The 26,880-nt window shown below is 71.7% G+C and carries 25 protein-coding genes; 1 reads left to right on the top strand and 24 read right to left on the bottom strand.

The features are described 5' to 3' along the window. Nucleotides 1–16: 16 nt before the first annotated feature. The 13 genes from ABD127_RS05560 to rpsP all read right to left on the bottom strand — a co-directional run bounded on the left by ABD127_RS05560 (nucleotide 17) and on the right by rpsP (nucleotide 9,939). Nucleotides 17–937 (bottom strand): tyrosine recombinase XerC, encoded by a 921-nt coding sequence (locus tag ABD127_RS05560; RefSeq protein WP_344198579.1) that lies wholly within the window; start codon nucleotides 935–937, stop codon nucleotides 17–19. A 47-nt stretch (nucleotides 938–984) separates the two neighbouring features. Beyond that, nucleotides 985–2,079 carry a DNA-processing protein DprA gene (gene dprA / locus ABD127_RS05565; RefSeq protein WP_344198581.1) on the bottom strand — a complete coding sequence of 365 codons (1,095 nt, stop codon included), beginning with the start codon at nucleotides 2,077–2,079 and terminating at the stop codon, nucleotides 985–987. After that, a complete protein-coding gene (locus tag ABD127_RS05570; protein WP_344198583.1) occupies nucleotides 2,076–3,653 on the bottom strand; it encodes a YifB family Mg chelatase-like AAA ATPase in 1,578 nt (525 codons plus the stop codon). Before ABD127_RS05570 ends, dprA begins: the two co-directional genes overlap by 4 nt. Beyond that, a complete protein-coding gene (locus ABD127_RS05575; protein ID WP_344198585.1) occupies nucleotides 3,653–4,015 on the bottom strand; it encodes a YraN family protein in 363 nt (120 codons plus the stop codon). Before ABD127_RS05575 ends, ABD127_RS05570 begins: the two co-directional genes overlap by 1 nt. A gap of 85 nt (nucleotides 4,016–4,100) precedes the next feature. Then, nucleotides 4,101–4,415, bottom strand: coding sequence for a DUF2469 domain-containing protein (locus ABD127_RS05580; protein ID WP_344198587.1), 315 nt, complete (start codon nucleotides 4,413–4,415; stop codon nucleotides 4,101–4,103). Beyond that, nucleotides 4,412–5,101, bottom strand: coding sequence for a ribonuclease HII (locus ABD127_RS05585; RefSeq protein WP_344198589.1), 690 nt, complete (start codon nucleotides 5,099–5,101; stop codon nucleotides 4,412–4,414). The genes ABD127_RS05580 and ABD127_RS05585 overlap by 4 nt, the downstream gene beginning before the upstream one ends. A 21-nt stretch (nucleotides 5,102–5,122) precedes the next feature. Then, on the bottom strand, nucleotides 5,123–5,809 hold the full coding sequence (gene lepB, locus ABD127_RS05590; RefSeq protein ID WP_344198591.1) for a signal peptidase I: 687 nt from the start codon (nucleotides 5,807–5,809) through the stop codon (nucleotides 5,123–5,125). Nucleotides 5,810–5,900: 91 nt separating this feature from the next. Further along, on the bottom strand, nucleotides 5,901–6,251 hold the full coding sequence (gene rplS, locus ABD127_RS05595; protein ID WP_344198593.1) for a 50S ribosomal protein L19: 351 nt from the start codon (nucleotides 6,249–6,251) through the stop codon (nucleotides 5,901–5,903). Nucleotides 6,252–6,513: 262 nt separating this feature from the next. Next, nucleotides 6,514–7,767, bottom strand: a complete 1,254-nt coding sequence (locus ABD127_RS05600) for an ammonium transporter (protein ID WP_344198595.1) — start codon at nucleotides 7,765–7,767, stop codon at nucleotides 6,514–6,516. A 166-nt stretch (nucleotides 7,768–7,933) separates the two neighbouring features. Further along, the gene (gene trmD, locus ABD127_RS05605) at nucleotides 7,934–8,614 is read right to left on the bottom strand and encodes a tRNA (guanosine(37)-N1)-methyltransferase TrmD (protein ID WP_344198597.1); all 681 of its coding nucleotides are present in this window, start codon (nucleotides 8,612–8,614) and stop codon (nucleotides 7,934–7,936) included. Then, nucleotides 8,614–9,168, bottom strand: a complete 555-nt coding sequence (rimM, locus tag ABD127_RS05610) for a ribosome maturation factor RimM (protein WP_344198599.1) — start codon at nucleotides 9,166–9,168, stop codon at nucleotides 8,614–8,616. The genes trmD and rimM overlap by 1 nt, the downstream gene beginning before the upstream one ends. Before the next feature lie 10 nt (nucleotides 9,169–9,178). Further along, on the bottom strand, nucleotides 9,179–9,427 hold the full coding sequence (locus ABD127_RS05615; protein ID WP_344198601.1) for an RNA-binding protein: 249 nt from the start codon (nucleotides 9,425–9,427) through the stop codon (nucleotides 9,179–9,181). 2 nt (nucleotides 9,428–9,429) lie between these two features. Beyond that, the gene (gene rpsP / locus ABD127_RS05620; protein ID WP_344198604.1) at nucleotides 9,430–9,939 is read right to left on the bottom strand and encodes a 30S ribosomal protein S16; all 510 of its coding nucleotides are present in this window, start codon (nucleotides 9,937–9,939) and stop codon (nucleotides 9,430–9,432) included. 207 nt (nucleotides 9,940–10,146) lie between these two features. Between rpsP and ABD127_RS05625 the strand changes: the two genes are divergently transcribed. Next, entirely contained in the window at nucleotides 10,147–10,503 is a 357-nt protein-coding gene (locus tag ABD127_RS05625; RefSeq protein ID WP_344198606.1) for an ArsC/Spx/MgsR family protein, read from the top strand. Nucleotides 10,504–10,619: 116 nt separating this feature from the next. Here ABD127_RS05625 and ABD127_RS05630 read toward each other — a convergent pair whose 3' ends face one another. The 11 genes from ABD127_RS05630 to cydD form a co-directional block, all read right to left on the bottom strand. Beyond that, nucleotides 10,620–12,554 carry an ABC transporter ATP-binding protein gene (locus tag ABD127_RS05630; protein WP_344198608.1) on the bottom strand — a complete coding sequence of 645 codons (1,935 nt, stop codon included), beginning with the start codon at nucleotides 12,552–12,554 and terminating at the stop codon, nucleotides 10,620–10,622. Beyond that, complete coding sequence (locus tag ABD127_RS05635; protein WP_344198610.1) at nucleotides 12,551–14,284, bottom strand: ABC transporter ATP-binding protein; 1,734 nt, start codon at nucleotides 14,282–14,284, stop codon at nucleotides 12,551–12,553. Before ABD127_RS05635 ends, ABD127_RS05630 begins: the two co-directional genes overlap by 4 nt. Before the next feature lie 32 nt (nucleotides 14,285–14,316). After that, nucleotides 14,317–15,702 carry a GntT/GntP/DsdX family permease gene (locus ABD127_RS05640; RefSeq protein WP_425545786.1) on the bottom strand — a complete coding sequence of 462 codons (1,386 nt, stop codon included), beginning with the start codon at nucleotides 15,700–15,702 and terminating at the stop codon, nucleotides 14,317–14,319. After that, on the bottom strand, nucleotides 15,699–16,226 hold the full coding sequence (locus tag ABD127_RS05645) for a gluconokinase (protein WP_344198613.1): 528 nt from the start codon (nucleotides 16,224–16,226) through the stop codon (nucleotides 15,699–15,701). Before ABD127_RS05645 ends, ABD127_RS05640 begins: the two co-directional genes overlap by 4 nt. A 247-nt stretch (nucleotides 16,227–16,473) precedes the next feature. Further along, complete coding sequence (gene ffh / locus ABD127_RS05650) at nucleotides 16,474–18,018, bottom strand: signal recognition particle protein (protein WP_344198615.1); 1,545 nt, start codon at nucleotides 18,016–18,018, stop codon at nucleotides 16,474–16,476. 62 nt (nucleotides 18,019–18,080) lie between these two features. Then, entirely contained in the window at nucleotides 18,081–20,369 is a 2,289-nt protein-coding gene (locus tag ABD127_RS05655; protein ID WP_344198617.1) for a [protein-PII] uridylyltransferase, read from the bottom strand. A gap of 3 nt (nucleotides 20,370–20,372) precedes the next feature. Beyond that, nucleotides 20,373–20,711, bottom strand: coding sequence for a P-II family nitrogen regulator (locus ABD127_RS05660; protein ID WP_344198619.1), 339 nt, complete (start codon nucleotides 20,709–20,711; stop codon nucleotides 20,373–20,375). Nucleotides 20,712–20,728: 17 nt separating this feature from the next. Then, nucleotides 20,729–21,991: an ammonium transporter gene (locus ABD127_RS05665; RefSeq protein ID WP_344198621.1), complete on the bottom strand. Its 1,263-nt coding sequence runs from the start codon at nucleotides 21,989–21,991 to the stop codon at nucleotides 20,729–20,731. A 470-nt stretch (nucleotides 21,992–22,461) separates the two neighbouring features. Further along, nucleotides 22,462–23,598 carry a signal recognition particle-docking protein FtsY gene (ftsY, locus tag ABD127_RS05670; protein ID WP_344198623.1) on the bottom strand — a complete coding sequence of 379 codons (1,137 nt, stop codon included), beginning with the start codon at nucleotides 23,596–23,598 and terminating at the stop codon, nucleotides 22,462–22,464. Between the two features lie 9 nt (nucleotides 23,599–23,607). Next, the gene (gene cydC / locus ABD127_RS05675; RefSeq protein ID WP_344198625.1) at nucleotides 23,608–25,185 is read right to left on the bottom strand and encodes a thiol reductant ABC exporter subunit CydC; all 1,578 of its coding nucleotides are present in this window, start codon (nucleotides 25,183–25,185) and stop codon (nucleotides 23,608–23,610) included. Beyond that, nucleotides 25,182–26,783 carry a thiol reductant ABC exporter subunit CydD gene (gene cydD, locus ABD127_RS05680; RefSeq protein WP_344198628.1) on the bottom strand — a complete coding sequence of 534 codons (1,602 nt, stop codon included), beginning with the start codon at nucleotides 26,781–26,783 and terminating at the stop codon, nucleotides 25,182–25,184. The genes cydC and cydD overlap by 4 nt, the downstream gene beginning before the upstream one ends. Nucleotides 26,784–26,880: the final 97 nt, after the last annotated feature.

The raw sequence follows: 26,880 nt of genomic DNA on the forward strand, positions 1-26,880 counted from the left end.
GTCGGCCGCGTGGGGATCAGGCCCGCGGGTGGGCCTGCCGGAAGGCGGCACGCAACCGCTCGTTGCTGACGTGCGTGTAGATCTGGGTCGTGCCGATCGAGGCGTGGCCCAGCACCTCCTGCACCGACCGGAGGTCGGCCCCACCCTCGAGCAGGTGGGTCGCTGCGGTGTGTCGCAACCCGTGCGGCCCGAGGTCGGCGACGCCGTCGACCTCGCCGAGGCGCCGGTGCACGACCTCGCGCACGGTGCGCGGGTCGATGCGCCCGCCCCGCACGCCCAGGAACACCGCCGGCCCGCTGGCCTCGGTCACGAGCTGCGGTCGGCCGTGCTGCAGCCACGCCTCGACGGCGTCCTGCGCCGGCAGGCCGAACGGGACGGTGCGCTCCTTGCGACCCTTGCCGAAGACCCGCACGACACGGCGGGACGTGTCGATGTCGTCCCGGTCGAGTCCGACGAGCTCACCGACGCGGATCCCGGTCGCGTAGAGCACCTCCAGGATCGCGAGGTCGCGCGTGCCGGTGACCGCATCGGTCTCGATACGTTCTGCGGCAGCGTCGAGGACCGCGCGCACGTCGGACGCGCTGAGCGTCGCCGGGAGCTCGCGGCGCGCCGCGGGTGACACCAGGAGGGCGGCCGCATCGGTCTCGGCGTGCCCGGAACGGCGCAGCCAGGCGGTGAACACCCGCAGCGACGTGCTCCGCCGAGCCAGCGTGGAACGAGCCCGTCCGAGCGACTTCTGCTGCGCGAGGTGGCTGCGCATCGTGCGGATCGTCAGGTCGGCCGGGTCGTGCACGCCGAGCCTCTCGGCGTGCTGGGCGAGCCCCTTCACGTCCGTCACGTAGCCGCGGATCGTGTGTGGCGTGAGGTCGCGCTCGAGCGTCAGGTGGCGCTCGTAGGCGTCGATCACCCGGTCCCAGGTCGCGTCCTGCTCACTCACTCCCCCAGCATGGCGGCCGACACGGGTCGCGGCCGACCGCCACGCCGTCAGCCGGGGAGGCCGCGCAGCACGACCCAGCCGTCCGACCCGCGCCGCGCGCAGCCCCGGCGCTCGAGCATCGCCAGACCGGCGCGCACCGAGCGCACCGGGAGCTCCAGCACCGACGTGAGGTCACCGATGCCGAGGCCCTGCTCCCGCGCCAGGGCCTCGTGGATGCGCCGAGCCTCGTCGGTGAGCGCCTCGCTCGCACCGTGGTCGGACCATCCGAGGCCGTCGAGCTCCTCGGCGACGTCGTCGGCCGACGCGACGAGCACCGCCTCCCCGCGGCGCACCGCCAGGTGGGTGCCCCCGGACTGCTGGGAGAGCACGGGACCCGGCACCGCCATCGACGCGCGGCCGAGGCGGTCGGCCCACCGCAAGGTGTTGAGCGAGCCGCTGCGTGGCGCGGCCTCGACCACCACGGTGCCCGCGCCCAGCGCCGCGATGATGCGGTTGCGTGTCAGGAAACGGTGGCGCAGGGGCGCGGCCCCGGGCGGGTGCTCGCTCACGATCCAGCCGGTCTCCGCGATGCGGTCGAGCAGGTTGGCGTGGGCCTGCGGGTAGGCGACGTCGACGCCGCACGCCAGGACCGCGACCGTGCGACCGGCGACGGCCAGGGCGCCCCGGTGGGCGCAGCCGTCGATGCCGAAGGCCGCGCCGCTCACGACGGTCCAGCCGCGGTCGGCGAGGTCCGCGCCGAGGTCACCCGCGATCTCCGCCCCGTAGGTCGTGCACGCCCGTGCGCCCACGACCGACACCGCCCGCGTCACCTCCGCAGGACCCTCGCCACGGACCCACAGACCCCAGGGAGCGAGCCCGGGGTCGTCGACCGACGCGAGGTCGTCGAGCGCGACCGGCCACCCTGCACGGCCGGCGGTGACCCACCGCGCTCCCGCGGCAGCGGCCGCCTCGAGCACGGCATCGACCGGCGACAGGTCCACGCGGTCGCGCCACGCCGTGGGCACCTCCGGCGTGCCGGACTCACCGCGGCACGCCGCAGCCACGGCGTCAGCACCGTGCAGGCGCACGAGCTCGCGCATCGGCGCGTCGAGCGGTTCAGCCGCGATCGACAGCGTGAGCAGGTCCGCGTCGCGCCGGTTCATGCCACCACCAGGGCGCGCATCGCGGCGTCGAGGGGCAGGTCCGACCGCAGGCTGAGGGCGGTGCGGACGTCGTCGGCGATCGGCCGGTCGTGCTGGTGCAGGTCGGCGACGCTCCACGCCAGGCGCAGCACGCGGTCGGCCGACCGAGGGTTGAGCTTGTCGGCGTGCAGCTGACGGTCGAGCAGCAGGCGGGCGTCCTCGGCGACCGGCCAGGAGCGACGCAGCTCGGTGCCGGGGACGTCGGCGTTGAGCCGCCACGGCGTGCCGTCGAAGCGCCGCCGCTGGCGCTCACGCGCCGCCAGCACCAAACCGGCCAGGTCGTGGCTCCCCCGTCCCGTCGCGAGCGTCTCGGCCAGCTCCGGACGGGTCGGCGTGGTGAGCGTCCGTCGGATGTCGATGCGGTCGCGGATCGGGCCGGAGATCTTCTCGCCGTACCGGCGCCGCATGGCTGGGCTGCACCGGCACGTCGATCCCCGGGTGGCCCCTTGGCCGCACGGGCAGGGGTTGGCGGCGAGGACGAGCTGGAACCGGGCGGGATACACGACCGTGCGGGCCGCGCGGGCCACGACGATCCGTCCGCTCTCGAGCGGCTGGCGGAGTGCCTCGAGCACGTTGATCGCGAACTCCGGTGCTTCGTCCAGGAACAGGACGCCGCGGTGCGCCAGGCTCATCGCCCCTGGTCGCACGAAGCGGCTGCCGCCACCGACGATCGCCGCCGCGCTGGCCGTGTGGTGCGGGTCGAGGAACGGCGGCCGCACCAGCAGCGGCACGTCGGCCGGGAGCAGGCCGGCGACCGAGTGCACGGCACTGACCTCGATCGCGTCGGACCGCTCCAGATCGGGCAGCAGGCCCGGGAGCCGCTGCGCGAGCATCGTCTTGCCCACCCCGGGAGGGCCGACCATCGACAGGTGGTGACCGCCGACCGCCGCGACGAGCACGGCGAGCCGGACGTCCTCGTGGCCCGCGACGTCGGCCAGGTCGAGCCCGGACAGCCGTTCGCCCGCGCCCCACGGCTGCGTCGACGGCGGGTCGAGCGGCGGCACCGGCGGGTCGTCCGGCGGCTCGTCGCCCGTCATCATCGCGACGAGCTGGCGCAGGGACCGGACGCCGGTCACGGCGATGCCCTCGACCAGCTCGGCCTCCGGCACGTTGACCTCGGGCACGACGACGTGGGTGCACCCCGCCTCCGCCGCCGCGAGCGTGGCCGGCAGGACGCCCGGCACGGCACGGAGCCGACCGTCGAGGGCCAGCTCGCCGACGAAGGCGGTGCCGCGCAGTGCCTCCGGCGGAACCGCCCGCTGCGCCGCGAGGATCGCCATCGCGATCGGCAGGTCGTAGTGCGAGCCGGTCTTCGGCAGCGTCGAGGGAGCCAGGTTGACCGTGATGCGCTGGTCGGGCCACGGGACCCCGGAGTTCATGACGGCCGACTTGCAGCGGTCTCGGGCCTCGTTGACCGTGGCGTCCGGCAGACCCACGATGACGGTGCCCGGGAGACCCCCGACGATGTCGGCCTCGACCTCGATCGGCCGGCCGACCAGACCGTCGAGCGTCACGGACGCGGCGCGCCCCGACATCAGGCCACGCCCCGGATCATGGCGATCTCGGCCGCGCCGCTGCGCGGCACCACGACGCTGACCAGGTCGATGCGCACGCTCGACGGGTGCACGTCGTGCGCCTCCAGCCACGCCTGCGCGAGACGCCGGAGCCGGGTGGCCTTGTGCGTCGTGATGGCCTCGCTCGGTGGCCCGAACGTGAGGCTGCTGCGGGTCTTGACCTCGCAGACGACGAGCGTCGTGCCGTCGCGCGCGACGATGTCGATCTCCCCGAACCGACAGCGCCAGTTGCGGTCGAGGATCACGAGTCCGGCGGCGACGAGGTGGTCGGCGGCGACGCGTTCGCCGTAGGCGCCGAGGGCCTGGTTCCGTGCGTAGGTCATGCACCGAGCGTCACGGCCGGAGCGGGCGACCGCGAGGGTCGGATCGCGCCCTGTGGACGACCAGAGCCTGGGGACGACGCGGCGGTCAGACCGTGCCGGGCGGCACCTTGAAGTCGGAATCCTGGAGCTCCTCGACGTTGACGTCCTTGAACGTCAGCACCTTGACCTGCTTGGCGAAGCGCGCCGGACGGTAGATGTCCCAGACCCAGGCGTCCGACAGGGTGACCTCGAAGTACGCGTCACCCGTCTCCGAGCGCACCTTCACGTCGACCGCGTTGCACAGGTAGAACCGGCGGTCGGTCTCGACGACGTACTTGAAGATCTTCACGACGTCGCGGTACTCGCGGTACAGCGCCAGCTCGGCGTCGGCCTCGAAGCGCTCCAGGTCCTCGGTGCTCATGTGTCGCTCCCCTGATAGTTCTGGACGGTCCCGGTCGTGATGGCGGGGGCCCTGGTCACCGCTCGGACGTTCGCCCACGTGGTGCGGTGCTCGGGACAGGGCCCATGCTGCCTCAGGGCCGCGTCGTGGACCGACGTGTTGTAGCCCTTGTGCGTCGCGAAGTCGTAGTGCGGGTACTGCTCGTGCAGGTCGACCATCATCGCGTCCCGCGTGACCTTGGCGACGACCGAGGCCGCGGCGATCGACGCGGCGACGCGGTCGCCCTTCCACATCGCGAGACCCGGGACGTCGAGCCCGTCGACCGGGAACCCGTCGGTCAGGACGTAGCCCGGGCGCACCTGGAGCCGGGCAAGGGCCCGACGCAGGGCCTCGATGTTGGCCGGCTGGATGCCCATGCGGTCGCAGTCCTGCGGGGAGATCACGACGACCGCCACGTCGACGGCGCGCTCGAGCACGAGCTCGTAGCAGCGCTCGCGTCGGGCCGGTGTGAGGAGCTTGGAGTCGGCGAGACCGGGGATCTCCCGGTCGAGCACGACCGCGGCAGCCACCAGCGGGCCCGCGCAGGCTCCACGCCCGGCTTCGTCGACGCCAGCCACCGGGGTCAGCCCGCGGCGCTCCAGGGCGCGCTCGTAGCCGTAGAGGCCGGCGTCACGCCGGATCGTGCGTCCGCGCAGACGGGTCGTCATCGAAGCTCTGGCCCCGGGCGATCAGCTGGGCGGGGAGTCGGGGACGTCGTCGAAGGCGTCGACGTCACCGAGCCCTCCGAGGCGGTTGAGCGGCCAGACGCGGATCCAGGCGATGCCCACGACGTCGTCGACGCTCACCTGACCGCCACCGGGATCTCCCAGGTGCTTCGAGGAGTCGGCCGAGTTCCCCCGGTTGTCGCCCATGACCCAGAGGTAGCCCTCCTTGACGAGAACGTCGAACTCGGTGTCGCGGATCACGGTGGGGTCGAGCACGTACGGCTCGTCGATCGGCTCGCCGTTGACCAGGAGCCGGCCGCTGCCGTCGCAGCACTGCACCCGATCGCCGCCGACGCCGATGACGCGCTTGATCAGATGATCACCCGTCGGGAACAGGCCGATCGTCTCCAGGCCCTTCTGGAGGAAGTTCGGGTCGGACGGCTCGGCCTGACCGGCCAGCCATCCTCCGGGATCGTCGAACACGACGATGTCGCCGCGGTCGGGCTCACCGGTCCAGAGGGAGACCTTCTGGACCAGGAGCTTGTCGTTGACCAGCAGCGTCGGCTGCATCGACTCCGAGGGGATGTAGAACGCTTGGAGGAAGAACGACTTGACGACGATCGCCATGACGGTGGCGATCGCGATCAGGAGCAGGGACTCCTGCCAGATCGGCAGGCCGCGTCGCTGCCGGTGCTCTTTGCTGGTCGCCACCGGGGAAGCGTAACGGGGCGGGCCCAAGGCCCGCCCCGTGACACTCGCTCGTCTCACGAGCAATGTTTCGCCGCACTCGGTGCGGGCGCGATCAGATGTCGCGCTTCTCCTTGATCTTGGCTGCCTTGCCGCGCAGGTTGCGCAGGTAGTACAGCTTCGCGCGGCGCACGTCGCCGCGGGTGGCGACCTCGATCGACTCGATGATCGGGGTGTGGAGCGGGAAGGTGCGCTCGACGCCGACGCCGAAGCTGACCTTGCGGACCGTGAACGTGCGGCCGATGCCCGAGCCCTGCACCTTGATGCAGACGCCCTGGAAGACCTGGACGCGCGAGCGGTTGCCCTCGACGACCTTGACGTTCACCTTGAGGGTGTCGCCGGCGCGGAAGTCGGGGATGTCGTCGCGGCGGGACTCCGCAGCGAGCTGGTCGACGATGTTGGTCATGTGTGCTCCTCGTGGGTGCCGCAGGTCACCGACGGTGTTCAGAAGATGGTCGCCTCCTGCCGTGACGGCGGGAGGGAATCGGCGTGAGTGGTCGCGACCCCTGTGGCAGAGGCGACCACGCCGAGGGTCAATGTTGCCACACCGCGGCGTTCCCGGAGAAATCGGGGCACCGCCGGTCATGGACGGCGGAACGCCCGCCGGAGCGTATCCGGCGGGCGTTCCTGATCCAGATCGGGCCCGAGCCCGTTCAGGTGCGGGCGCGTCAGTCGAAGGCGTAGCCTTCGCCGTGCAGCACCGTGTCGATGCCGGCGATCTCGTCCTCCTCCTTGGCGCGGAAGCCGATCGTCTTCTCGATCACGAAGCCGATGACGTAGGCGACGACGAACGAGAACACGATGATCGTGAGCGAGGACAGGATCTGTGCGATCAGCAGGTCCGTCTCGCCACCGAAGAACAGGCTGCCACCCGTGAGCGTCTCCGAGCCGAAGAAGCCGATGTAGACACAGCCGATGAAGCCGGCCACCAGGTGGATGCCGACGACGTCGAGCGTGTCGTCGAAGCCGAGCTTGAACTTCAGGTCGACCGCGAGGGCGCAGACGACACCCGAGACGACGCCGAGCACGAGGGCCCAGACGGGGGTCAGGAAGGCGCAGGCCGGGGTGATGGCGACGAGGCCGGTGACGACGCCCGAGGCGGCGCCGACCGCGGTGGCCTTGCCGTCGCGGAAGGTCTCGACGACGATCCAGCCGATGAGCGCGGCGGCCGGGGTGATCAGCGTGTTGAAGAAGATCAGCGAGGTCTGGCCCTCGTCGGCGCCGTAGACGCCGGTGTTGAAGCCGAACCAGCCGAACCACAGGATCGCGGCACCGATGAGCACGAGCGGCACGTTGTGCGGCTTCGACTCCTCCTTGGAGAAGCCGACCTTGCGCTTGCCGAGCACCAGGGCCAGGGCCAGGGCAGCAGCACCCGCGGACTGGTGGATGATCGTGCCGCCGGCCCAGTCGAGCGCAGCGCCGAAACCGAAGACGTCGTTGGCGAGCCAGCCGTAGAAGTTGCCGTCGGCGTCGACACCGAAGAGCCAGCGGAACGTCGGGAACACGACGAAGGTCGCGAACAGGGCCGCGAAGAGCATCCAGGGCCAGAAGCGAGCGCGGTCGGCGACGGCGCCCGAGACGAGGGCCACCGTGATGATGCAGAACGCGACGAGGAAGGCGTGACCACCGAAGAGGTTGGCGGCGTCGCCGCTACCGGCCGACGTGACCAGATCGGTCATGCCGAAGTCCTCGAACGGGTTGCCGAAGTACTCGCTGCCACCGCTCGTGCCGTTGCCGGCGATTCCGGTACCGCCGTAGAGCACGTAGAGCACCGTGACGACCGCGATCGAGCCGAAGCTCAGCATCATCATCGACACGACGGACTTGGCCTTGACCAGTCCGCCGTAGAAGAACGCGAGTCCTGGTGTCATAAAGAGCACGAGAGCCGTGCAGATCAGCTGCCAGGAAAGATCGACTGACATTTCAACCTCATTTGCCTTGGGGGAGAACCATCGTCAGGGCAGCGTCTTTGCTGCACTCACTGCGCCGTCAGTCTGGCGGCGCGAGATTCCCTCAGGCTTGCCTCAGCATCACGCTGGCGTTACGACATCGGTGCCTGTGTGAACACGAGGTAACAGGGCGCGCGGATCAGGGCATCAGGTCGGGGCGACGCTCGCGCGTGCGCTCCAGCGACTGCTGACGGCGCCAGGCGGCGATGTTGCCGTGGTGACCCGAGAGCAGGATCTCCGGGACGTCGCGGTCGCGCCACGTCGCCGGCTTGGTGTAGACGGGGTACTCGAGCAGCCCGTCGGTGCCGTGGGACTCCTCGACGATCGACTCCGGATTACCCATGAAGCCGGGCAGCAGGCGCACGACGGCCTCGATCACGGCCAGCGCGGCGACCTCTCCCCCGTTGAGCACGAAGTCGCCGAGCGAGACCTCCTCGACGCGCCAGCGCGATGCGGCCTCGTCGATGACCCGCTGGTCGATGCCCTCGTACCGGCCGCAGGCGAAGACCAGGTGCTGCTCGCGGCTCAGCCGCTCCGCGTCGGCCTGACGGAAGGGTCGTCCCGAGGGCGTGGGGACCAGGACGACGCAGTCGTCCGACGTGACGGCGTCGAGCGCCTGCCCCCAGGGCTCGGGCTTCATGACCATGCCGGCTCCCCCGCCGTACGGGGTGTCGTCGACGGTGTGGTGGCGATCGGTCGCCCACTGTCGCAGGTCATGCACGCCGAGCTCGATCAGCCCGCTCTGGCGCGCCTTTCCCGGCAGCGACAGGTCGAGCGGCGCCAGGTAGTCCGGAAAGATCGTGACGACGTCGATGCGCATCAGCGAGCGCTGCCGGCGTCGTCGGTGGGCACGACCTCGGCCGAACCGGGGTCGAGCAGGCCCGGGCGGTCGAGCACGACCAGGTGGCCCGCCTCGAGGTCGACCTCGGGCACGAGAGCCGTGACGAACGGAACGAGCACCTCGGTGCCGCGGACGTCGATGACGAGCAGGTCCTGGCTCGGCGGGTGCTCGACCCGCACGACGGTGCCGACGGCGGGGCCGTCCGCGTCCCCGACGCGAGCGAGGAGCCCGACGAGCTGACGGTCGTAGAAGGCGTCGTCGTCGGGGACGTCGCCCTCGTCGACGACGGCCTCGAGCACCTGGCCGTGGAGGGTCTCGGCGTCGTTGCGGTCGGGCACCTCGGTGAAGCGCACGACGAACTTCTGGCCCTGCTGCCGCGCGGTGGCGACGGTCAGGGTGCGCCCCCCGGACGCGACGACGGACGAGCCCGGCGCAAACCTGCGCTCGGGCTCGTCCGTGCGGACGTCGACGGCCAGCTCCCCACGGATGCCGTGGGCCCGGCCGATGCGGCCGACGACGACCGAGACGGTCATCGCGACCAGCTCAGCGACGTCGGTCGACGTCGACGAAGTCGATGCGAGCCGCATCGCCGGCCACGGCCGCGGCCACGGTGCGGATCGCCGAGGCCGTGCGGCCCTGGCGTCCGATCACCTTGCCGAGGTCGTCGGCGTTGACGCGCACCTCGAAGAGGTCACCGCGGCGGGTCTGCTTGGCCCGCACGTCGACCTCGTCGGGGTGAGCGACGATGCCGGACACGAGGTGCTCGATGACCTCGACGATGGGTGCAGCCACGCTCAGGCCTCGGCGGGCTTGTCGTCGGTGGCGGTCTCCTCGGCGGGAGCCTCGGCCGGGGTCTCCTCGGCGGCGGGCTCCTCGGCCGGGGTCTCCTCGGCCTTGGGCTCGTCGGCCTTCTCCGCCTTGTCAGCCTTGTCGGCCTTCTTGGCGGCGGCCTTCTTGGTCGTCGCGTCGGCCTTGGGCTCGGCGTGGAGCTCCTTCAGCGCGGCGTCGAACGCGAGGGCCTTGTCGGTCTTCGGCTCGGGCTGCTTGAGGGTCGACGTGCCACCGATGTCGCCGGTGATCTTGAGGATCGCGGCGACCGACTCCGTCGGCTGCGCGCCGACGCCGAGCCAGTACTGCGCACGCTCGGAGTTGACGTTGATCGTCGACGGCTCGGTCTTGGGGTTGTAGGTACCGATCTCCTCGATCACGCGACCGTCGCGCTTGGTGCGCGAGTCGGCGATGACGATGCGGTAGTAGGGCGCGCGGATCTTGCCCATGCGCTTCAGACGAATCTTGACGGCCACGGTTGTGGTGTCTCCTTGGTGCTCGTGATGAGTGGACGTCCGTCGCGGGTGGGGAACACGCGCGTCGGATGAGTCGAGGGGCCGAGGTCGATGTGGGTGAGAGGGTCCTCACCGGCCTTCGGACACAAGGCGACATTGTGCCACGCGGGCGCGCGGGCCTCCAAGTCGCCACTCGGGTGCTCCCGAAGACTCTGCCACGATGGCGTCATGAGCGAGACCACGATCCTCCACCACGCCCAGTGCTCCACCTCCCGCCACGCCCTGACGGTGGCCGAGGAGGTCGGCGCCGACGTCGAGGTCGTGCAGTACCTCAAGACGCCGCTGGACCGCGACCAGCTGCTGGAGCTCATCGGCAAGCTCGAGGACTCCCCCGCGGACCTGGTCCGGAAGGACTCGTTCTTCAAGGACCAGGGACTCAATGCCGAGGACTACACGACGCCCGGCGCCGTCGCGGACCTGCTCGTCGCACACCCGCGGCTGATGGAGCGCCCCGTGCTGGTGCGCGGTGACCGCGCGATCATCGGCCGACCGAAGGACCGGGTCGCGCCCTTCCTCCAGGGGTGAGGCCGGGGTGGCCGGTGAGTGTTCCACCTGTGGCGGTGCCCCATCCACGGCATGGCTGCTCGTACGGTGGATGACTCACCGCCCACGTCGGCAGAGGTGGAACACTCACCGCCCCCTCACTCCACCGGAGCGGCGAACTGGGCCGCGTACAACCGCTGGTAGGCGCCGCCGGCCGCGATCAGGGAGTCGTGGGTGCCCTGCTCCACGATGTGACCATCCGTCATGACGACGATGTGGTCGGCGTCGCGGATCGTCGAGAGGCGGTGGGCGATGACGAAGCTCGTCCGCCCGGAGCGCAGCCGCGCCATGGCCTGCTGCACGAGCGTCTCGGTGCGGGTGTCGACCGAGCTGGTCGCCTCGTCGAGCACGAGGATCGCCGGGTCGGCGAGGAAGGCTCGCGCGATCGTCAGCAGCTGGCGCTGGCCTGCGCTGATGTTGGAGCCCTGGTCGTCGATCGCCGTGTCGTAGCCGTCGGGCAGGGTGCGGACGAAGTGGTCGACCGAGGCGGCCTCGGCAGCGCGCACGACGTCGTCCTCCGAGGCGTCTTCGGCCCCGTAGGCGATGTTCTCGCGGATCGTGCCCGCGAAGAGCCACGTGTCCTGCAGCACCACGCCGAACTGGTCGCGCAGCGCGTGCCGGTCCATCGCGGCGACGTCGACCCCGTCGAGGGTGATGCGTCCGCCATCGAGCTCGTAGAACCGCAGCAGCAGGTTGGTCAGCGTGGTCTTGCCGGCGCCGGTCGGTCCGACGATCGCGACCGTCTGTCCGGGCTCGGCCGTCAGGTCGAGGCCGGAGATCAGCGGCTCGTCCGGGTCGTAGGCGAACGCGACGTCCTCGAACGCCACGCGGCCGCGCACCGGCGACGGGAACGGCGGGTCGAGGGGCTCGTCGGACTCCTCGGCCTCGTCGAGCAGCTCGAAGACCCGCTCCGCCGACGCGACGCCGGACTGGACCAGGTTGATCAGGGCGGCGATCTGCGCGAGCGGCTGGGTGAACTGGCGCGAGTACTGGATGAAGGCCTGCACCTCGCCGATGCTGAGGGTGCCCGAGGCGACCCGCAGCCCGCCCACGACGGCGACCAGCACGTAGTTGAGGTTCGACACGAACATCATGAGCGGCTGCAGCGCACCGCTCAGGAACTGCGCCCTGAAGGCCGCGTCGAACAGGTCGTCGTTGTGCTTGCGGAAGGTCTCGCGGGCCTCGGCCTGGCGACCGAACACCTTGACGACGTCGTGTCCCGTGAAGACCTCCTCGACGTGACCGTTGAGCCGTCCCGTCGCGCCCCACTGCGCCACGAAGTGCGGCTGCGACTTCCGCGCGACGAAGCGCATGATGACGGCCACGACCGGCACCGTCACGACGGCGATCAGCGCCAGCTCGGGCGAGATCAGCAGCATCATCACGAGCGTGCCGACCATCAGCAGCACGCTGCCGAGGAACTGCGAGATCGCCTGCTGCAGCGACTGGGCCACGTTGTCGATGTCGTTCGTGGTGCGCGACAGGATCTCGCCGCGCTCGGACCGGTCGAGGTAGGACAGCGGCACGCGGTGCAGCTTCGCCTCGACCTCCTCGCGCAGCTCGCTGACCATGCGCTGCACGACGATCGTCGTCGTGCGGCCCTGCAGGTACATGAACCAGGACCCGGCGGTGTACAGCACCATGACCGACAGCAGCACGAACGCCAGCGAGCCGTGGTCGATGCCCTCGCCCGGCCGCAGGTCGACCGAGGAGACGAGCGAGGCCAGCTGGTCGTTCCCGTCGGCCCGCAGCTGCGCGAGCACCTCGGCCTTGGTCGATCCCTCCGGGAACTGGCTCGAGAGGAAGCCGGTGAAGACGATGTCGGTCGCGTGCCCCAGGATCCGCGGACCGATGACGGAGAGCGACGCGCCCACCACGCCGAAGGCGAGGATCGAGCCGGCCGCGAGCCGGCTGGCCAGCAGACGGCGCACCAGACGCCGGAACGTCGCCGCGAACCGGGTGGCCTTCTGGGCGGGCGGGGCCATGCCGGCACCGGGGCCTCGCATCGGAGGCGCAGCCTGGCGAGAGCTCATGAGGCCTCCTCCTCGGTCAGCTGGGAGAGGACGATCTCGCGGTACACCGTGCACGAGTCCATCAGCTCGGGGTGCGTGCCGGTGCCCACGACCCGGCCCTGGTCGAGCACGACGATGCGGTCGGCGTAGCGGATCGTGCTGACCCGCTGGGCCACGACGATCACGGCGGCGTCGGCGGTCACCGGTCGCAGGGCCACGCGCAGGGCCGCGTCGGTCGAGAAGTCCAGGGCGGAGAAGGAGTCGTCGAACAGGTAGATCGCGGGCTGCTTGACCACGGCGCGCGCGATCGCGAGCCGCTGGCGCTGTCCGCCCGAGACGTTCGACCCGCCTTGGGAGATGGGTGTCTCGAGCCCCTCGGGTCGCTGCTCGACGAAGTCGCGCGCCTGGGCGATCTCGAGCGCCCGCCACAGCTCCTCGTCGGTCGCGTCGGGACGGCCGTAGCGCAGGTTCGACGCGATGGTCCCGGAGAACAGCATCGGCTTCTGCGGCACCAGCCCGATCGCGGCCCACACGTCCTCGGGCCGCAGCGCGCGCAGGTCGTGCCCGTCGATCTCGACCGTGCCGCCCGTCGCGTCGAAGAGCCGGGCGACCAGCCCGACCAGCGTCGTCTTGCCGCTGCCGGTCGAGCCGATGATGGCCGTGGTCTCCCCCGGCCTGGCGACGAGGTCGACCTCGTGGAGCACCGGGTGCTCGGCACCGGGGTAGGAGAACGTCGCACCACGCAGGTCGACGTGGCCCGACCCCAGCGTCACCGGCACGGCGTCGTCCGGGGCGACGACGCTCGGCTCGGTCCCCAGGACCTCCGAGATGCGCTCGGCGGAGACCTCGGCCCGCGGCCACAGCATGAAGATGAAGGTCGCCATCATGACCGACATCAGGATCATGACGAGGTAGTTCTGGAAGGCCGTCAGCTGCCCGATCTGCAGGTCGCCGCTACCGATCCGGTAGCCGCCGAGCCACGTCGCGAGCACGACCGACAGGTTCATCACGAGCATGACGATCGGGTACATCATCGACTGGAGCCGGCCCGCCGCGACCGCGACGTCGCGGTACTCCTGGTTGGCCTGACCGAACCGCTCGGTCTCCTCGCCCTCCTTGACGAAGGCCCGGATGACGCGGATGCCCATGATCTGCTCGCGCATCACGCCGTTGATCCGGTCGATCCGACCCTGCATCAGCCGGAACAGCGGCCGCATCTGCCGGATCACCAGGCCGATGCTCACGACCAGCGCCGGCAGCACGACGACGAGCAGGCCCGACATCGTGACGTCCTCGCGCAGGGCCATCGCCAGGCCGCCGACCGCCATGATCGGGGCGGTCACGAACATCGTGAGCAGCATGAACGAGAGCAGCTGCACCTGCTGGACGTCGACCGTCGAGCGGGTGATGAGCGTCGGGGCGCCGAGCTCGGCCATCTCGCGCGCGGCGAACGTCTCGACGCGGTCGAACAGGGCGGCGCGCAGGTCGCGCCCCAGCGCCATCGCGACGCGGGCGCCGACGTACACGGCCGCGACCGTCGCGACGACCTGCAGCAGCGTGACGGCGAGCATCACGCCACCGAGGCGCCAGATCAGTCCGGTGTCGCCCTCCACGACGCCACGGTCGATGATGTCGGCGTTCAGGCCGGGGAGGTAGAGACTCGCGACGGTCTGGGCCAGCTGCAGGACCAGGACCACCAGGAGGGACGTCCGGTACGGCTCGAGGAACCTGCCGAGCAACGGAACGAGCACCGTTGCACGCTACAACGAACCTGGTCAGCCGCCTAGACGACGAGGTCGAGGCCGAGCACGACGACGAGCCCCGTCACCGACAGCACGGTCTCCATGATCGACCAGGTCTTGATGGTCTGGCCGACCGTCAGCCCGAAGTACTCCTTGACGAGCCAGAAGCCCGCGTCGTTGACGTGCGAGAAGAAGACCGAGCCCGCACCGATGGCCAGCACCAGCAACGACACCTCCATGCCGGCGAGATCACTCGCGATCGGCGCCATGATGCCCGCTGCGGTGATGGTGGCGACGGTCGCCGAGCCGGTGGCGACGCGGATCAGCACCGCGACGAGCCAGGCGAGCAGCAGCACCGACACGCCGGAGTCGCGGACGAAGTCGGCCATCACCTCGGCGATCCCGGTGTCGACGAGCGTCTGCTTGAAGCCGCCACCGGCGCCGACGATCAGGATGATGCCCGCGATCGGCGGCAGCGCGTCGTTGAGCACCTTCGACACGTCGTCGCGCCCCATGCCCGAGCCGCGGCCGAGGGTGAAGATCGCGACGATCACGGCGATCAGCAGGGCCACGAACGGCTCGCCCACGAAGTCGAGCACGGCGCGCGTCGTCGTGCCGTCGTCGACAAGGAGGTCGGCGAGCGCCTTGCCCATCATCAGGACGACGGGCAGCAGCACGGTCGCCAGCGTGATGCCGAAGCTCGGGCGCCGCTCGCGGGAGCTGGTCTCGGGCTCGAACAGCTCGCCGGCCGGAACCGGCACCCAGCGGTCGGCGAAACGGGCGAACACCGGGCCGGCCACGACGATCGTGGGGATCGCGACCAGGATGCCGAGCCCCAGCGTGATGCCGAGGTCGGCGTCCAGGGCGGCGATCGCGGCCAGCGGGCCGGGGTGCGGCGGCACGAACCCGTGCATCGCGGACAGGCCCGCGAGCGCCGGGATGCCGAGCGCGATGACGGACCGCTCGGCCCGCTTGGCGACGAGGAAGATGACCGGCATCAGGAGCACCAGGCCGATCTCGAAGAACATGGGCAGGCCGATGATCGCGCCGATCGCGGCCATCGACCACGGCAGCATCCGCGGGCTCGACCGACCCACGATCGTGTCGACGATGCGGTCCGCTCCCCCGGAGTCGGCCAGCAGCTTGCCGAACATGGCTCCGAGGGCGATCAGCACGCCGACGCCCTTGACGGTGTCGCCGACGCCCGTGCTGAAGCTGGCGACGACGTCGAGCATCTCGCGCCCGGCGACCGCGCCGACCACGAGCGAGCCGAGGGTCAGGGCGAGGAACGGGTGCAGCTTGAACCAGGTGATCAGCAGCACCAGCACGGCGATGCCGACCAGGGCGGCCGTGATCAGCGTGGCGGTTCCCGCGACGGCCTCGACGGGTTCGGGGCTCGTGGCGGTGGCCAGCTCGGTGAGGTTCACGACGTCTTCTCCTCCGGTGCGAGGGCCTGCAGACCGGCCCGTTCCACGAACGCGTCGACGATGTCCTCGATCGGCGGCGTGATGTCGAACGCCCAGCCGTGCTCGTCGGACTCCAGCGGCTCGAGCGTGCGTTCCTGCGAGTCGAGCAGGGTCGGCGGCATGAAGTGGTCGCGCTTCTCCATGCGCTCGTGGATCAGGTCGTGGTCGCCCACGAGGTGCAGGAACAGCACCTGGTCGGACCCGCTGCGCAGGACGTCACGGTAGACGCGCCGCAGGGCCGAGCAGGCGATCACGCCGCCCGACTCCTGGTGCTCGGCGAGCCACCCGGCCACGAGCTCGAGCCACGGCCAGCGGTCCTCGTCGGTCAGCGGCGTGCCCGAGGCCATCTTCTCGATGTTCGAGCGCGGGTGGAAGTCGTCACCGTCGGCGTACGGGACGCCCAGCCTCTCGGCCAACGCGGCTCCGACGGCGGACTTCCCGGTGCCGGAGATCCCCATCGACACCACGAGGGGCGGGCCAGGCATGACATCGACCATCTGCCGACCGTACGCCCGAGTGCGCGACTCGGCGAGGCGGCCCGCGAAGTGACCGGCGATGATGCATCAGGGTCGCGCCAGCGACTCGCATGCATCATCCCTCGCTCACGCCGGACCAGGAATGATGCATTCCGGTCGCCATGGCAGCCCGAAAGCATCATCTCCGGTCCCGCGCGACCGCTGCTGGTCCATGCCGCTTGTCAGCGACGACCCCGAGCAGTCAGGCAACATCGGCCTACAGCAGGTCGCGGAGCTCCTTGGGGAGCTCGAAGTCGGCGTCGCCGCCCTGCTGGCCGAAGCCGAAGGCGCCGGCGCCGCCCTGGCTGGGCGCGGGCTTGCCCTGCGCCTCGGCGGCCCGCTTGGCCGGGTTGCCGGAGGTGCGCTTGCCCTTCTTCTTCTGCTGCGGCTTCTGACGGGCACCGGCCCGCTTGCCGGGCATCCCCGGGAGACCCTGCATGCCGGGCATCCCCGGTACGCCGCCGCCCTTGGCCATCTGCTGCATCATCTTGGACGCGTCGAAGAAGCGCGTCACGAGCTGGTTGACGTCGCTGACCTGGCGGCCCGAACCGGCGGCGATGCGCGCCCGGCGGGAGCCGTCGATCATCTTCGGGTTCTCGCGCTCGGCCGGCGTCATCGACAAGATGATGGCCTTGATCTTGCCGAGCTCCTTGTCGTCGAGCGCGGCGATCTGGTCCTTGAACTGACCCATGCCGGGGAGCATCCCGAGCATCTTGCTCATCGAGCCCATCTTCGAGATGGCCTCGAGCTGCGCGAGGAAGTCGTTCAGCGTGAACGCGCCGCCGGCGAGCTTCTCGGCCGCCTTGGCCGCCTCGTCGGCGTCGAAGGCCTTCTCGGCCTGCTCGATCAGCGTCATGACGTCACCCATGTCGAGGATGCGCGAGGCCATGCGGTCGGGGTGGAAGACGTCGAAGTCGGTCAGCTTCTCGCCCGAGGAGGCGAACATGATCGGGCGACCCGTGACCTGGCGCACCGACAGCGCGGCGCCACCGCGGGCGTCGCCGTCGAGCTTGGTGAGCACGACACCCGTGAAGTCGACGCCGTCGGCGAAGGCCTGCGCGGTCTGCACCGCGTCCTGGCCCGTCATCGAGTCGATGACGAACAGGACCTCGTCAGGATCGACCGCGTCGCGGATGTCCGAGGCCTGCTTCATGAGCTCGGCGTCGATGCCGAGGCGGCCGGCCGTGTCGACCACGACCACGTCGTGGAGCGTGCGGCGCGCCTCCGCGATCGAGGCCGTGGCCACCGCGACGGGGTTGCCGACGCCGTTGCCCGGCTCCGGGGAGAACACCGTGACGCCGGCCTGCTGGCCGACGACCTCGAGCTGCTGGACGGCGTTGGGACGCTGCAGGTCGCAGGCCACCAGCATGGGGCTGTGACCGTTGTCCTTGAGCCAGCGACCGAGCTTGCCGGCGAGCGTCGTCTTTCCGGCACCCTGCAGGCCCGCGAGCATGATGACCGTCGGTGCGGTCTTCGCGAAGCGGACCCGGCGCGTCTCGCCGCCGAGGATCGTGACGAGCTCGTCGTTGACGATCTTGATGACCTGCTGCGCCGGGTTGAGCGCCTTGCTGACCTCGACCCCGTTGGCCCGCTCGGTGACCGACGCGACGAAGTCGCGCACGACCGGCACGGCCACGTCGGCCTCGAGCAGGGCGAGGCGGATCTCGCGCACGGTGGCGTCGATGTCGGCCGGGCTCAGCTTGCCCTTGCCGCGCAGCGACGTGAACGCGGACTGCAGGCGGTCTTGCAGAGAGTCGAACACGGAGTTCCTCAGGGAAGGTCGAGAAGAGTCGTCGGACAGCCGTGCCAGCCTAGCCGAGGGGGTCAGGCCAGCGCGCCCGCGACGGCCTCTCGCACTCGCTCCGAGGCCGTCAGGTCCAACGGGTCGCCGGCGTCGTCGACGACGTAGAACACGTCGCGGACCTCCGCGCCGAACGTGCTGACGTGTGCCGACCGGATCGAACCGCCCGCGGCGTGCACCGCCCGCGCGACGAGGTAGATGAGGCCGCGCCGGTCGAGCGCTCGCACCTCGAGCATCGTGGCGGTCAGGTTGGCGCGCGCCATGAGTCGCACGCGCGGGTCGTCGTCGCCCTTGGCCGGACGGTCGAGCCGCAGGTCCAGGTCGACGCCGCCGGACAGCACGTGGCGGACCCGGTCGGCGACGATCTGGCGGTCGACGTCGGTGCGCGGCGTCTCCCACATCGACACCGCGAACCCGTCGCGCGTGACGGTGCGCAGGGAGTGCAGGTCGATGCCCGCCAGCGCCAGCGCGCCCGCGAGCCGGGCGAGCAGGCCTGCGGCGTCGGGCGCGACGATCGTCAGCAGGGAGCCGCCCTGGTGCTCGGCGACCTCGACGCGCACGCCGTCGACCCCGTCGAGCGACGGGAACGGGAGCTGGTCGGGCCAGCCCTCGTACGAGGCGTCGGCGTCGGCGTCGCCCTCCCCCGCGAGGCTCGCGCGGACCTTCTCGACGAGGCCGTCGATCAGGCCGCGACGCCAGCGCGAGCGGGCCTCGCTGCTCGTGGCGGCGCCGTCGGCTCGCGAGAGCGCGGAGAGCAGGTCGAGGAAGCTCTCGGTGCGCACGATCTCGGCGACGTTGAGGGCCGTGGCGGGGTCCTCGATGTCGCGCCGCGTGGCGACGGTCGGCAGCAGGAGGTGCCAGCGCACGAGTGCCGCGACGACGTCGGCGTCGGCCTCGGGGAACCCCCATCGCAGGACGATCTCCCGCGCCATCGGCTCGCCGACCTCGCTGTGGTCGCCCTCGCGCCCCTTGCCGATGTCGTGCAGCAGCGACGCGACGGCCAGCAGGTCGGGCCGGTCGACCGTGCGCAGGTGGGCGCCCGCCTGCACGCAGGTCTCGATGCTGTGCCGGTCGATCGTGTAGCGGTGGACCGGCGACGACGAGCCGCGCAGGCGCAGGTCGGCCCACTCGGGCAGCCAGTGGTCGACCAGCCCCACGACGTCGAGCTCGTGCCAGACGTCGACGAGACCCGGCCCGGCCGTCAGCAGGTCGACGAGCGCCCGACGAGCCGGACCGTCCCACGGCGGCGCGTCGGCGGCGACAGGCGCCGCTGCGGCCAGTGCGGCGGCGGTCGTGGGGCTCAGGGGCAGCCCGGCGCGCGCCGCGACGGCCGCGGCCCGCAGGGCGAGCACGGGGTCGGACGCGTCGGCACCCGCGGTCAGCACGATCTCACCGGCGACCTCGTCACCGTCGCGGCCGACGCCGGGCACGAGCTGCACCGTGCGCCCCACGTCGCGGGGCGATCGGGACGCCGACAGCGACAACGTCTGCTGGAGCCGGCGCCAGGTCAGGCGCCCGACGTGGTCGAGTCGCCGGCCCGCGTCGCGGACCATGACCTGCAGCTCGGCGCGGGACATCCCCATCTCGACCGCGACGTCCTCGGCGAGCTGAGGGTCGAGGCGGTCGGTCGCGCGCCCGGACACGGCGTGCAGCACGTCGCGCACGTCGAGCAGCTCGCTGCGCAGGGCCTCGACCTCGCCGAGCGGCGCGTCGACGAGCCACGTGGCCACGAGGCCGCGCAGCACGACCGCGTCGCGCAGGCCGCCGGCGGACTCCTTGAGGTCCGGCACGGCGACGTAGGCGAGCCAGCCGGCGCGCTGCTCACGACGGGACCGGTCGAGCCGGACCTCCTCGACCGTCGTGCGCGCCCCGGCGCGCCAGTCGGCGAGCACCTCGGAGCGCAGTCGCAGCACGAGTCCGGTGTCGCCGGCGACCGTGCGGGCGTCGAGCCAGCCCATCGCGACCTTGAAGTCGCTGCGGGCGGCCTCGCGCATGCCCGAGGCCGAGCGGACCGCGTGGTCGAGCTTCAGACCCTGGTCCCACAGCGGATACCAGAGGCCCTCGGCGATGCGGTCGATCTCGGTGGTCGGCACGGTGTCGTCGTGCACCAGCACGACGTCGACGTCGCCGAACGGCGTCAGCTCGCCACGGCCGTAGCCTCCGACCGCCACGACCGCGACGCCCGAGCCGATCCGGGCGTCGCCGCCGGACGGCACGAGGGCGCTGTAGGACGCCCGCACGCACCGGTCGACGTCGAGCGTGCGGTCCTGACGCGCGGCCCGGAGGTCCGCGCGCCTGCCCGAGTCAGGCACGGGTCAGACGGCGGCTTCGTCGGTCTCGCCGGTCCGGACCCGGACGACCGAGTCGACCGGGATGACCCAGACCTTGCCGTCGCCGATCTTGCCGGTCTGCGCGGCCGAGGTGATCGTGCTGACCACGGTCTCGACGTCGGCGTCGTCGACGACGACCTCGAGGCGGATCTTCGGCACGAGGGACACGTCGTACTCCGCGCCGCGGTAGACCTCGGTGTGGCCCTTCTGCTGGCCGTAGCCGCTGGCCTCGGTGACGGTCATGCCCGCCACGCCGGCCGAGGCGAGGGCCTCGCGGACCTCTTCCCACTTGTGCGGCTTGATGACCGCTGTCACGAGCTTCATTCCCCTGTGCTCCGATCTCAGAAGTGCGAGCTGCCGGTGTTCGTGGCGATGTCGTAGGCGGACTCTCCGTGCTCGGCGAAGTCGATGCCCTCGACCTCGTCCTCCTCGTCGATCCGCCAGCCCATCGTGTACTTGATCGCGTAGGCGATCAGGGCCGTCAGGACGCCGGTCCAGACGATCGCGAAGCCTGCGGCGCCCGCCTGGTCACCCAGCGACCCCAGTCCCCCACCGTAGAGCAGTCCGTCGATTCCGCCCGGCGCGGCGGCCGAGGAGAACAGGCCGATCAGCACGGTGCCGAGGATGCCGCCCACGAGGTGGACGCCGACGACGTCGAAGGAGTCGTCGAAGCCGAACTTGTACTTCAGGCCGACCGCCCAGGAGCAGACCGCGCCGGAGATCGCCCCGATCGCGATGGCGCCGACGGGCTCGACCGCACCGCACGCGGGCGTGATGGCGACCAGGCCCGCGACGATGCCGGAGGCCGCGCCGAGCGAGGACGCCTTGCCGTGCAGGAGCTTCTCGACCGCGAGCCAGGCCAGCACGGCCGCCATCGTGGCGATCGTCGTGTTGAGGAACGTCACGCCGGTCTCGGACATGAACTGGGCCGTGTCGAGCGGGCCGCCGTCGCCCTCGACGAACACGATCGAGCCGACGTTGAAGCCGTACCAGCCGAACCAGAGCAGGCCCGCGCCGATCATCGTCAGCGGCAGGTTGTGGGGCCGCATGGGCTCGCGTCCGAAGCCGAGCCGCTTGCCGATGATGAGGGCCAGGACCCCGCCCGCGACGCCGGCGTTGATGTGCACGACGGTGCCGCCCGCGTAGTCCTGCGCGGGGAAGATCGAGTGGAGGTAGCCCAGGCCGAAGACCATGTGCGCCAGCGGGAAGTAGCAGAGCGTGACCCAGATCGGCAGGAACACGACCCACGCCGACAGCTTGACCCGGTCGGCGATCGCTCCGGAGATCAGCGCCGCCGTGATGATCGCGAAGGTCATCTGGAAGCAGACGTAGATCAGCTGGTCGGCCTCGACGCCCTTCAGGCCGAAGTGCGTGAACGGGTTCGAGAACAGGCCACCGAGCAGCTCGTCCTCGCTGAACGACATCGACCAGCCCCAGAGCACGTAGATCAGACCCACGACCGCCGCGGCGACGTAGGACATCATCAGCATGTTCAGCACGGACTTGGCGCGCGACATCCCGCCGTAGAACAGCGCCAGCGCGGGCACCGTCATCAGCAGGACGAGTGCCGTCGCGACCAGCATGAAGGCGTAGTAGCCGTCCATCGAACCCTCTACTTCCACGTCGAGTCAGGTTGCCGCGACTCTAGGAAGCGCACGTTTCAGACACCCGCACGACGTGTTACAGCCATGTGTCGTGGGTGCGGAGGGGGCTGTCACTCCGGTGGCTGAGGTGTGACCGAGCTCTGCGAGGGAGCCTCGAAGCCGCGTGTCACCTAGCGGGTGAGGGTGGTGCGGGACGAGCGGCATGGACCAGGAGAGGTCGGTTCCGGGCCGCCAACTCTGACCGCTGGACGGTGCTCGGCACGGCAATTGGTCTGCGGGCACGGCAAATTTGCCGTGCCCCGGGGCGAGTTGCCGTGCCCCGTCCAGGTCCCCGCGAACCTCGGCCCCGCGCGTCCTGGTCCGTGCCCGCTTGTCCGCTACCACCACCGGCCCGCACCCGACCGCCCCTTCGAGGCTCGTCGCTGGCGCTCCTCGCACCTCAGGGAACGGGAGGCGGGGCCCCGCGAACCTCAGTCCAGCAGGGCGTCGACGAACTCGGTGGCGTCGAAGGGGGCGAGGTCGTCGGCGCCCTCGCCGAGGCCGACGAACTTGACCGGGACGCCGAGCTCACGCTGGACCGCGATGACGATGCCGCCCTTCGCGGTGCCGTCGAGCTTGGTCAGGACGATGCCCGTGACGTCGACGACCTCGCTGAAGACGCGGGCCTGGGTCAGGCCGTTCTGGCCCGTCGTCGCGTCGATCACGAGGAGGACCTCGGTCACGGGGGCCTGCTTCTCGACGACGCGCTTGACCTTGCCCAGCTCGTCCATCAGGCCGGACTTGGTGTGGAGGCGGCCGGCGGTGTCGACGACGACGACGTCGGCACCGGTCTCGATGCCGGCCTTGACGGCCTCGAAGCCGACGCTCGCGGGGTCGCCGCCCTCGGGGCCGCGGACGATCTCCGCGCCGACCCGCTCGCCCCACGTCTGCAGCTGGTCGGCCGCGGCGGCGCGGAACGTGTCGGCCGCGCCCAGCACGACGCGACGGTCCTCGGCCACGAGCACCCGGGCGAGGCGTCCGACCGTCGTGGTCTTCCCGGTGCCGTTGACGCCGACGACCAGGACGACGCCGGGCTTGCCGTCGTCGCCGGTGACGTGGAGCCGGCGGTCGAGGTCGGGCCCGACCAGGCCGATGAGCTCCTCGCGCAGGATCTCGCGGGCGCGGGTCGTGTCGGTCGTGCCCTCGACGCGCAGGCGGGTGCGCAGGTTGTCGACCAGCTCGGTCGTGGGCCCGACACCGACGTCGGCGGCGAGGAGGGTCTCCTCGAGCTCGTCCCACGCGGACTGGTCGAGGTCGGAGCGCCCGAGGATCGCCAGCAGGCCCTTGCCGAGGCTGGAGTTCGAGCGCGCGAGGCGCGCCCGCAGACGCACGAGGCGTCCGCCGGCCGACTCGGGCCGCTCGATCGTGTCGGTGCCGCCGGGGGCGACGTCGGGGTCGGGTTCGTCACCCGTGCCGAGCGCCTCCGGGTGGAGGATCTCCTCCTCGGTCTCGAGATCGGACTCGATCGTCGGGGGCAGCTCGTCGCCCCGTCGCATCAGGAATCCGGCGACAAGGGCGCACAGGACGATCGCGGACAGGGCGATGATCAGCAAGAGCTCGGTCGACACGGATTCACCCTAGGCGACGACGGTGGACCGGGCGTCGAGGCGCTCCACGACGACCTGACGTCCGCACCTCTCCAGCACGGCCGGGTCGTGCGAGATCAGCACGACGGTGTGCTCCGGCGCCAGGGCCAGCACGTCCTCGACCAAGGCCCGCGCCAACGGCCCGTCGAGGTGCTCGGTCGGCTCGTCGAGCACGAGCACCCGGTGGCCGCCGAGCAGCAGGCGCGCGAGCGCGAGCCGCTGGCGCTCGCCGCCGGACAGGTGGCTGCCCCTCTCCCCCACGCCGCGTTCCAGGTCGAGCGCCAGTCCGGCGCGGGCCATCGCCGCGACGAGCTCGTCGTCCCCGGCTGCCGGGCGGGCGATGCGCAGGTTCTCGCGGACGGTCGTGTCGAAGACGGCCTCGTCCTGACCCAGGACCCCGACGACGGAGCGCACGTCCTCCGCCCGCAGCTCGGTCAGGTCCACGCCGCCGAGGCGGACGGTCCCACGCCGGGGCGCGACCATGCGGGCGAGGGTGAGCGCCAGCGTGCTCTTGCCCGAACCGCTCGGGCCGCCGATGCCGACGACCTCGCCCGGGCGCACCGTCAGCGACATCGGGGTCGTGAGGTCCGTCGCCCAGCCGAGGGTGACCGCGTCGAGCTCGATCGTCGGGTCGTCAGGGCGTGGCGCCGGGTCGACCGCGGGCGCGACCGCGGGCGCCGCGTCCACCAGGTCACGGAGACGACGCTCCGCGGCTGCGACGACGGGTCGCCGCCGCTCGGCGTCGGCCAGCGGGTCGAGCGCCTCGGCCAGCGCCAGCGGCGCCAGCAGCACGACACCCACGAGGAGCGGCGCGATGGTTCCAGCCGCCAGGACGGGACCCAGCACCGCGGCGGTCCCGGCGACCGACGCCGCCGTCAGCACCAGGACGACGGCACTGCCGCCACCCCCGGCGTGCGCCCGCCTGCGGTCGACCCGAGCCGTGCGGGCGATCTCGCTGCGGGCCGTCGCGACCGCCGCGTCCGCAGCACCCAAGGCCACGAGCTCGGCCGCGTTCCGCGCCGCCTCCGTCACGTCGGGCGCGAGGGGCGACGCCACCGAGGCCCCCGACCACCTCGGCACCGCGATCCGCAGCACCAGCACGGTCACCAGGGCCTGCGCCGCGACGACCGCACCAGCGGCGGGCTCGACCACGCCCACGACCGTCGTCAGCACGACGACGACCGAGAGCGCCGACCACCACGGGAGGCGGATGCGCAGCAGACGGTCCTGCACCGTGTCGACGTCCTCGACGGCCTGCTGCACGACCTCGCCGTGGCGCCGACCGGCGAGCCCGTGGGGCGCGAGACGCGCCACGGCCGCGTAGACCTCGATCCGGGTGCGGATCGCCGTCTCGAGCGCGACGTCATGGGTCAGCAACCGCTCGGTGTAGACCGCGGCCGCGCGGCCGACACCGAAGAACCGCACGCCGACGATCGCGATCATGAGGTAGAGCACGGGCGGCTGCTGCGCCGCTCTGACGATGAGCCAGGCCGACGTGAGGAGCAGACCCGTCGCCGCGACCTGCGCGACGGCGGCGAGCACGGCGCCGAGGGCGAGCCGCGCCCTCATCGGACCGGCTCCGGCACGCGACCGAGCTCGAGCACGCGGTCCGCGGCGTGCAGCACGGCCGGGTGGTGCGCGACCACGAGCGTCGTGACACCGAGACCACGGACCGTCTCGATGACGCGCTGCTCACGAGCAGCGTCGAGGCCCGCGGTCGGCTCGTCGAGCAGGAGCAGGTCGACGCCGCCGGCCCGCACCCGCAGCAGGGCACGGGCGATCGCGACCCGCCGGCGCTCACCGGCCGACAGGTCGCCCGCGTCCTCCCGCACGACCCGGTCCGGATCGAGGTCCTCCGCCCCGGCGTCAGCCAGCGCCTGCACGACGTCGTCCCGCGAGCCGCCCGCGCCGAGCAGGACGGCGTCGCCGATCGTGCCCGCGGGGACGGCCGGCAGCTGGGGCACCCACGCGACCCGTCGACGCCACGCGACGACGTCGACCTCGTCGACCGGCACGCCGCCGAGCGTGAGGGCGCCTGCGCTGAGCGGGACGAATCCCAGGAGCGTGTCGAGCAGCGTCGACTTGCCGACCCCCGAGGGCCCGGCGACGGCGACGAGCTCGCCGGGCAGGACGACGGCGTCGCCGACCACGACCTCGGGCGCGCCGACGCCACGGTCGACCCGGACCCCGTCGACCACGATCGCGGGAGACGCCGGGACGCCACGATCACCGTGGTGACGCGGCGCGTCGAGCAGGTCGAGCGCCTCGCGCGCCGCGGCCACCCCGGCCTCGCTGTCGTGGAACTGCGCGCCGAGCCGCCGCACCGGGAGGTAGGCCTCGGGCGCGAGCAGCAGCACGAACAGGCCGGTCTGCAGGCTCAGGCCGCCGTCGACGATCCGCAGGCCCGTCGCCACCGCGACGATCGCCATCGAGAGGGTCGAGAACAGCTCGAGCACGAGGGACGACAGGAAGGCGCTGCGCAGGGCGTCCATCGTCGCGCGTCGGTGCCGCTCACCCGTGACCCGCAGGCCGCGCTCCTGGCGGCTGCCGAGCACCAGGAGGGTGCGCACGCCACCGACCAGGTCGGAGAAGTGGCGCCCCAGTCGTGACAGCTCGCCCCAGCGAGCCGACATCCGGTCCTGGGTCGCGAGGCCGACCAGCACGAGGAAGCCGACCACCAGCGGGACCGTCAGGCCGACGATGAGCGCCGAGAGCGGGTCGACGAGCAGCAGCACGACGACCACCAGCGGAGGCACGGTGGCGGTGACGACGAGCTGGGGCAGGAATCGGCCGACGTAGCCGTCGAGCGGGTCGAGGCCCGCGCCGAGCAGGGTCGTGACCCGCGCCGACGACGGTCGCGGTCCGAGCCGGCGCGGGTCCAGGACCTCGGCCACCACGGCCTCCCGCAGCTCGGCGCGCACCGTCACCGCGGCTCGAGCGGCGACGACGGCGCTCCCCCACGCCAGGACCGCTCGCCCGCCCACGCACGTGACCGCCAGCAGCAGCACGGTCGGGTCGAGGCGCTGCTCGGCGAACGCCTGGTCTACGAGACGGGCCAACCACCACGCCTGGCCGACCAGCAGCAGCACGCCCACCAGCGCGAGCGCGACGCCCGCCACCAGGCTCGACCGCACCCCGCGCGAGCGCTGCAGCAGCCGCGGGTCCACCGGCTCTGCGCCACGTCGCCGCTCGGCTGAGGTGGACCCTTCGAGGCCCCTCGTCCCTCGGGGCACCTCAGGGCCCGGATCCTGTCCGCCCCCTGAG

It is taken from the genome of Aeromicrobium alkaliterrae (genome assembly GCF_039529015.1).
GTDB classification, from domain to species: Bacteria; Actinomycetota; Actinomycetes; order Propionibacteriales; family Nocardioidaceae; genus Aeromicrobium; species Aeromicrobium alkaliterrae.

Bases quoted from the DNA above. Each gene is read 5' to 3' on its own strand.
- ABD127_RS05625 (WP_344198606.1), top strand. From the start codon at position 10,147: ATGAGCGAGACCACGATCCTCCACCACGCCCAGTGCTCCACCTCCCGC.
- ABD127_RS05660 (WP_344198619.1), bottom strand. From the start codon at position 20,711: ATGAAGCTCGTGACAGCGGTCATCAAGCCGCACAAGTGGGAAGAGGTC.
- ABD127_RS05570 (WP_344198583.1), bottom strand. From the start codon at position 3,653: ATGTCGGGGCGCGCCGCGTCCGTGACGCTCGACGGTCTGGTCGGCCGG.
- ABD127_RS05600 (WP_344198595.1), bottom strand. From the start codon at position 7,767: ATGTCAGTCGATCTTTCCTGGCAGCTGATCTGCACGGCTCTCGTGCTC.
- rplS (WP_344198593.1), bottom strand. From the start codon at position 6,251: ATGACCAACATCGTCGACCAGCTCGCTGCGGAGTCCCGCCGCGACGAC.
- ABD127_RS05575 (WP_344198585.1), bottom strand. From the start codon at position 4,015: ATGACCTACGCACGGAACCAGGCCCTCGGCGCCTACGGCGAACGCGTC.
- ABD127_RS05630 (WP_344198608.1), bottom strand. From the start codon at position 12,554: ATGAGCTCTCGCCAGGCTGCGCCTCCGATGCGAGGCCCCGGTGCCGGC.
- dprA (WP_344198581.1), bottom strand. From the start codon at position 2,079: ATGAACCGGCGCGACGCGGACCTGCTCACGCTGTCGATCGCGGCTGAA.
- cydC (WP_344198625.1), bottom strand. From the start codon at position 25,185: ATGAGGGCGCGGCTCGCCCTCGGCGCCGTGCTCGCCGCCGTCGCGCAG.
- ABD127_RS05665 (WP_344198621.1), bottom strand. From the start codon at position 21,991: ATGGACGGCTACTACGCCTTCATGCTGGTCGCGACGGCACTCGTCCTG.
- ABD127_RS05585 (WP_344198589.1), bottom strand. From the start codon at position 5,101: ATGACGACCCGTCTGCGCGGACGCACGATCCGGCGTGACGCCGGCCTC.
- ABD127_RS05580 (WP_344198587.1), bottom strand. From the start codon at position 4,415: ATGAGCACCGAGGACCTGGAGCGCTTCGAGGCCGACGCCGAGCTGGCG.
- ABD127_RS05645 (WP_344198613.1), bottom strand. From the start codon at position 16,226: ATGCCTGGCCCGCCCCTCGTGGTGTCGATGGGGATCTCCGGCACCGGG.
- rimM (WP_344198599.1), bottom strand. From the start codon at position 9,168: ATGACCGTCTCGGTCGTCGTCGGCCGCATCGGCCGGGCCCACGGCATC.
- trmD (WP_344198597.1), bottom strand. From the start codon at position 8,614: ATGCGCATCGACGTCGTCACGATCTTTCCGGACTACCTGGCGCCGCTC.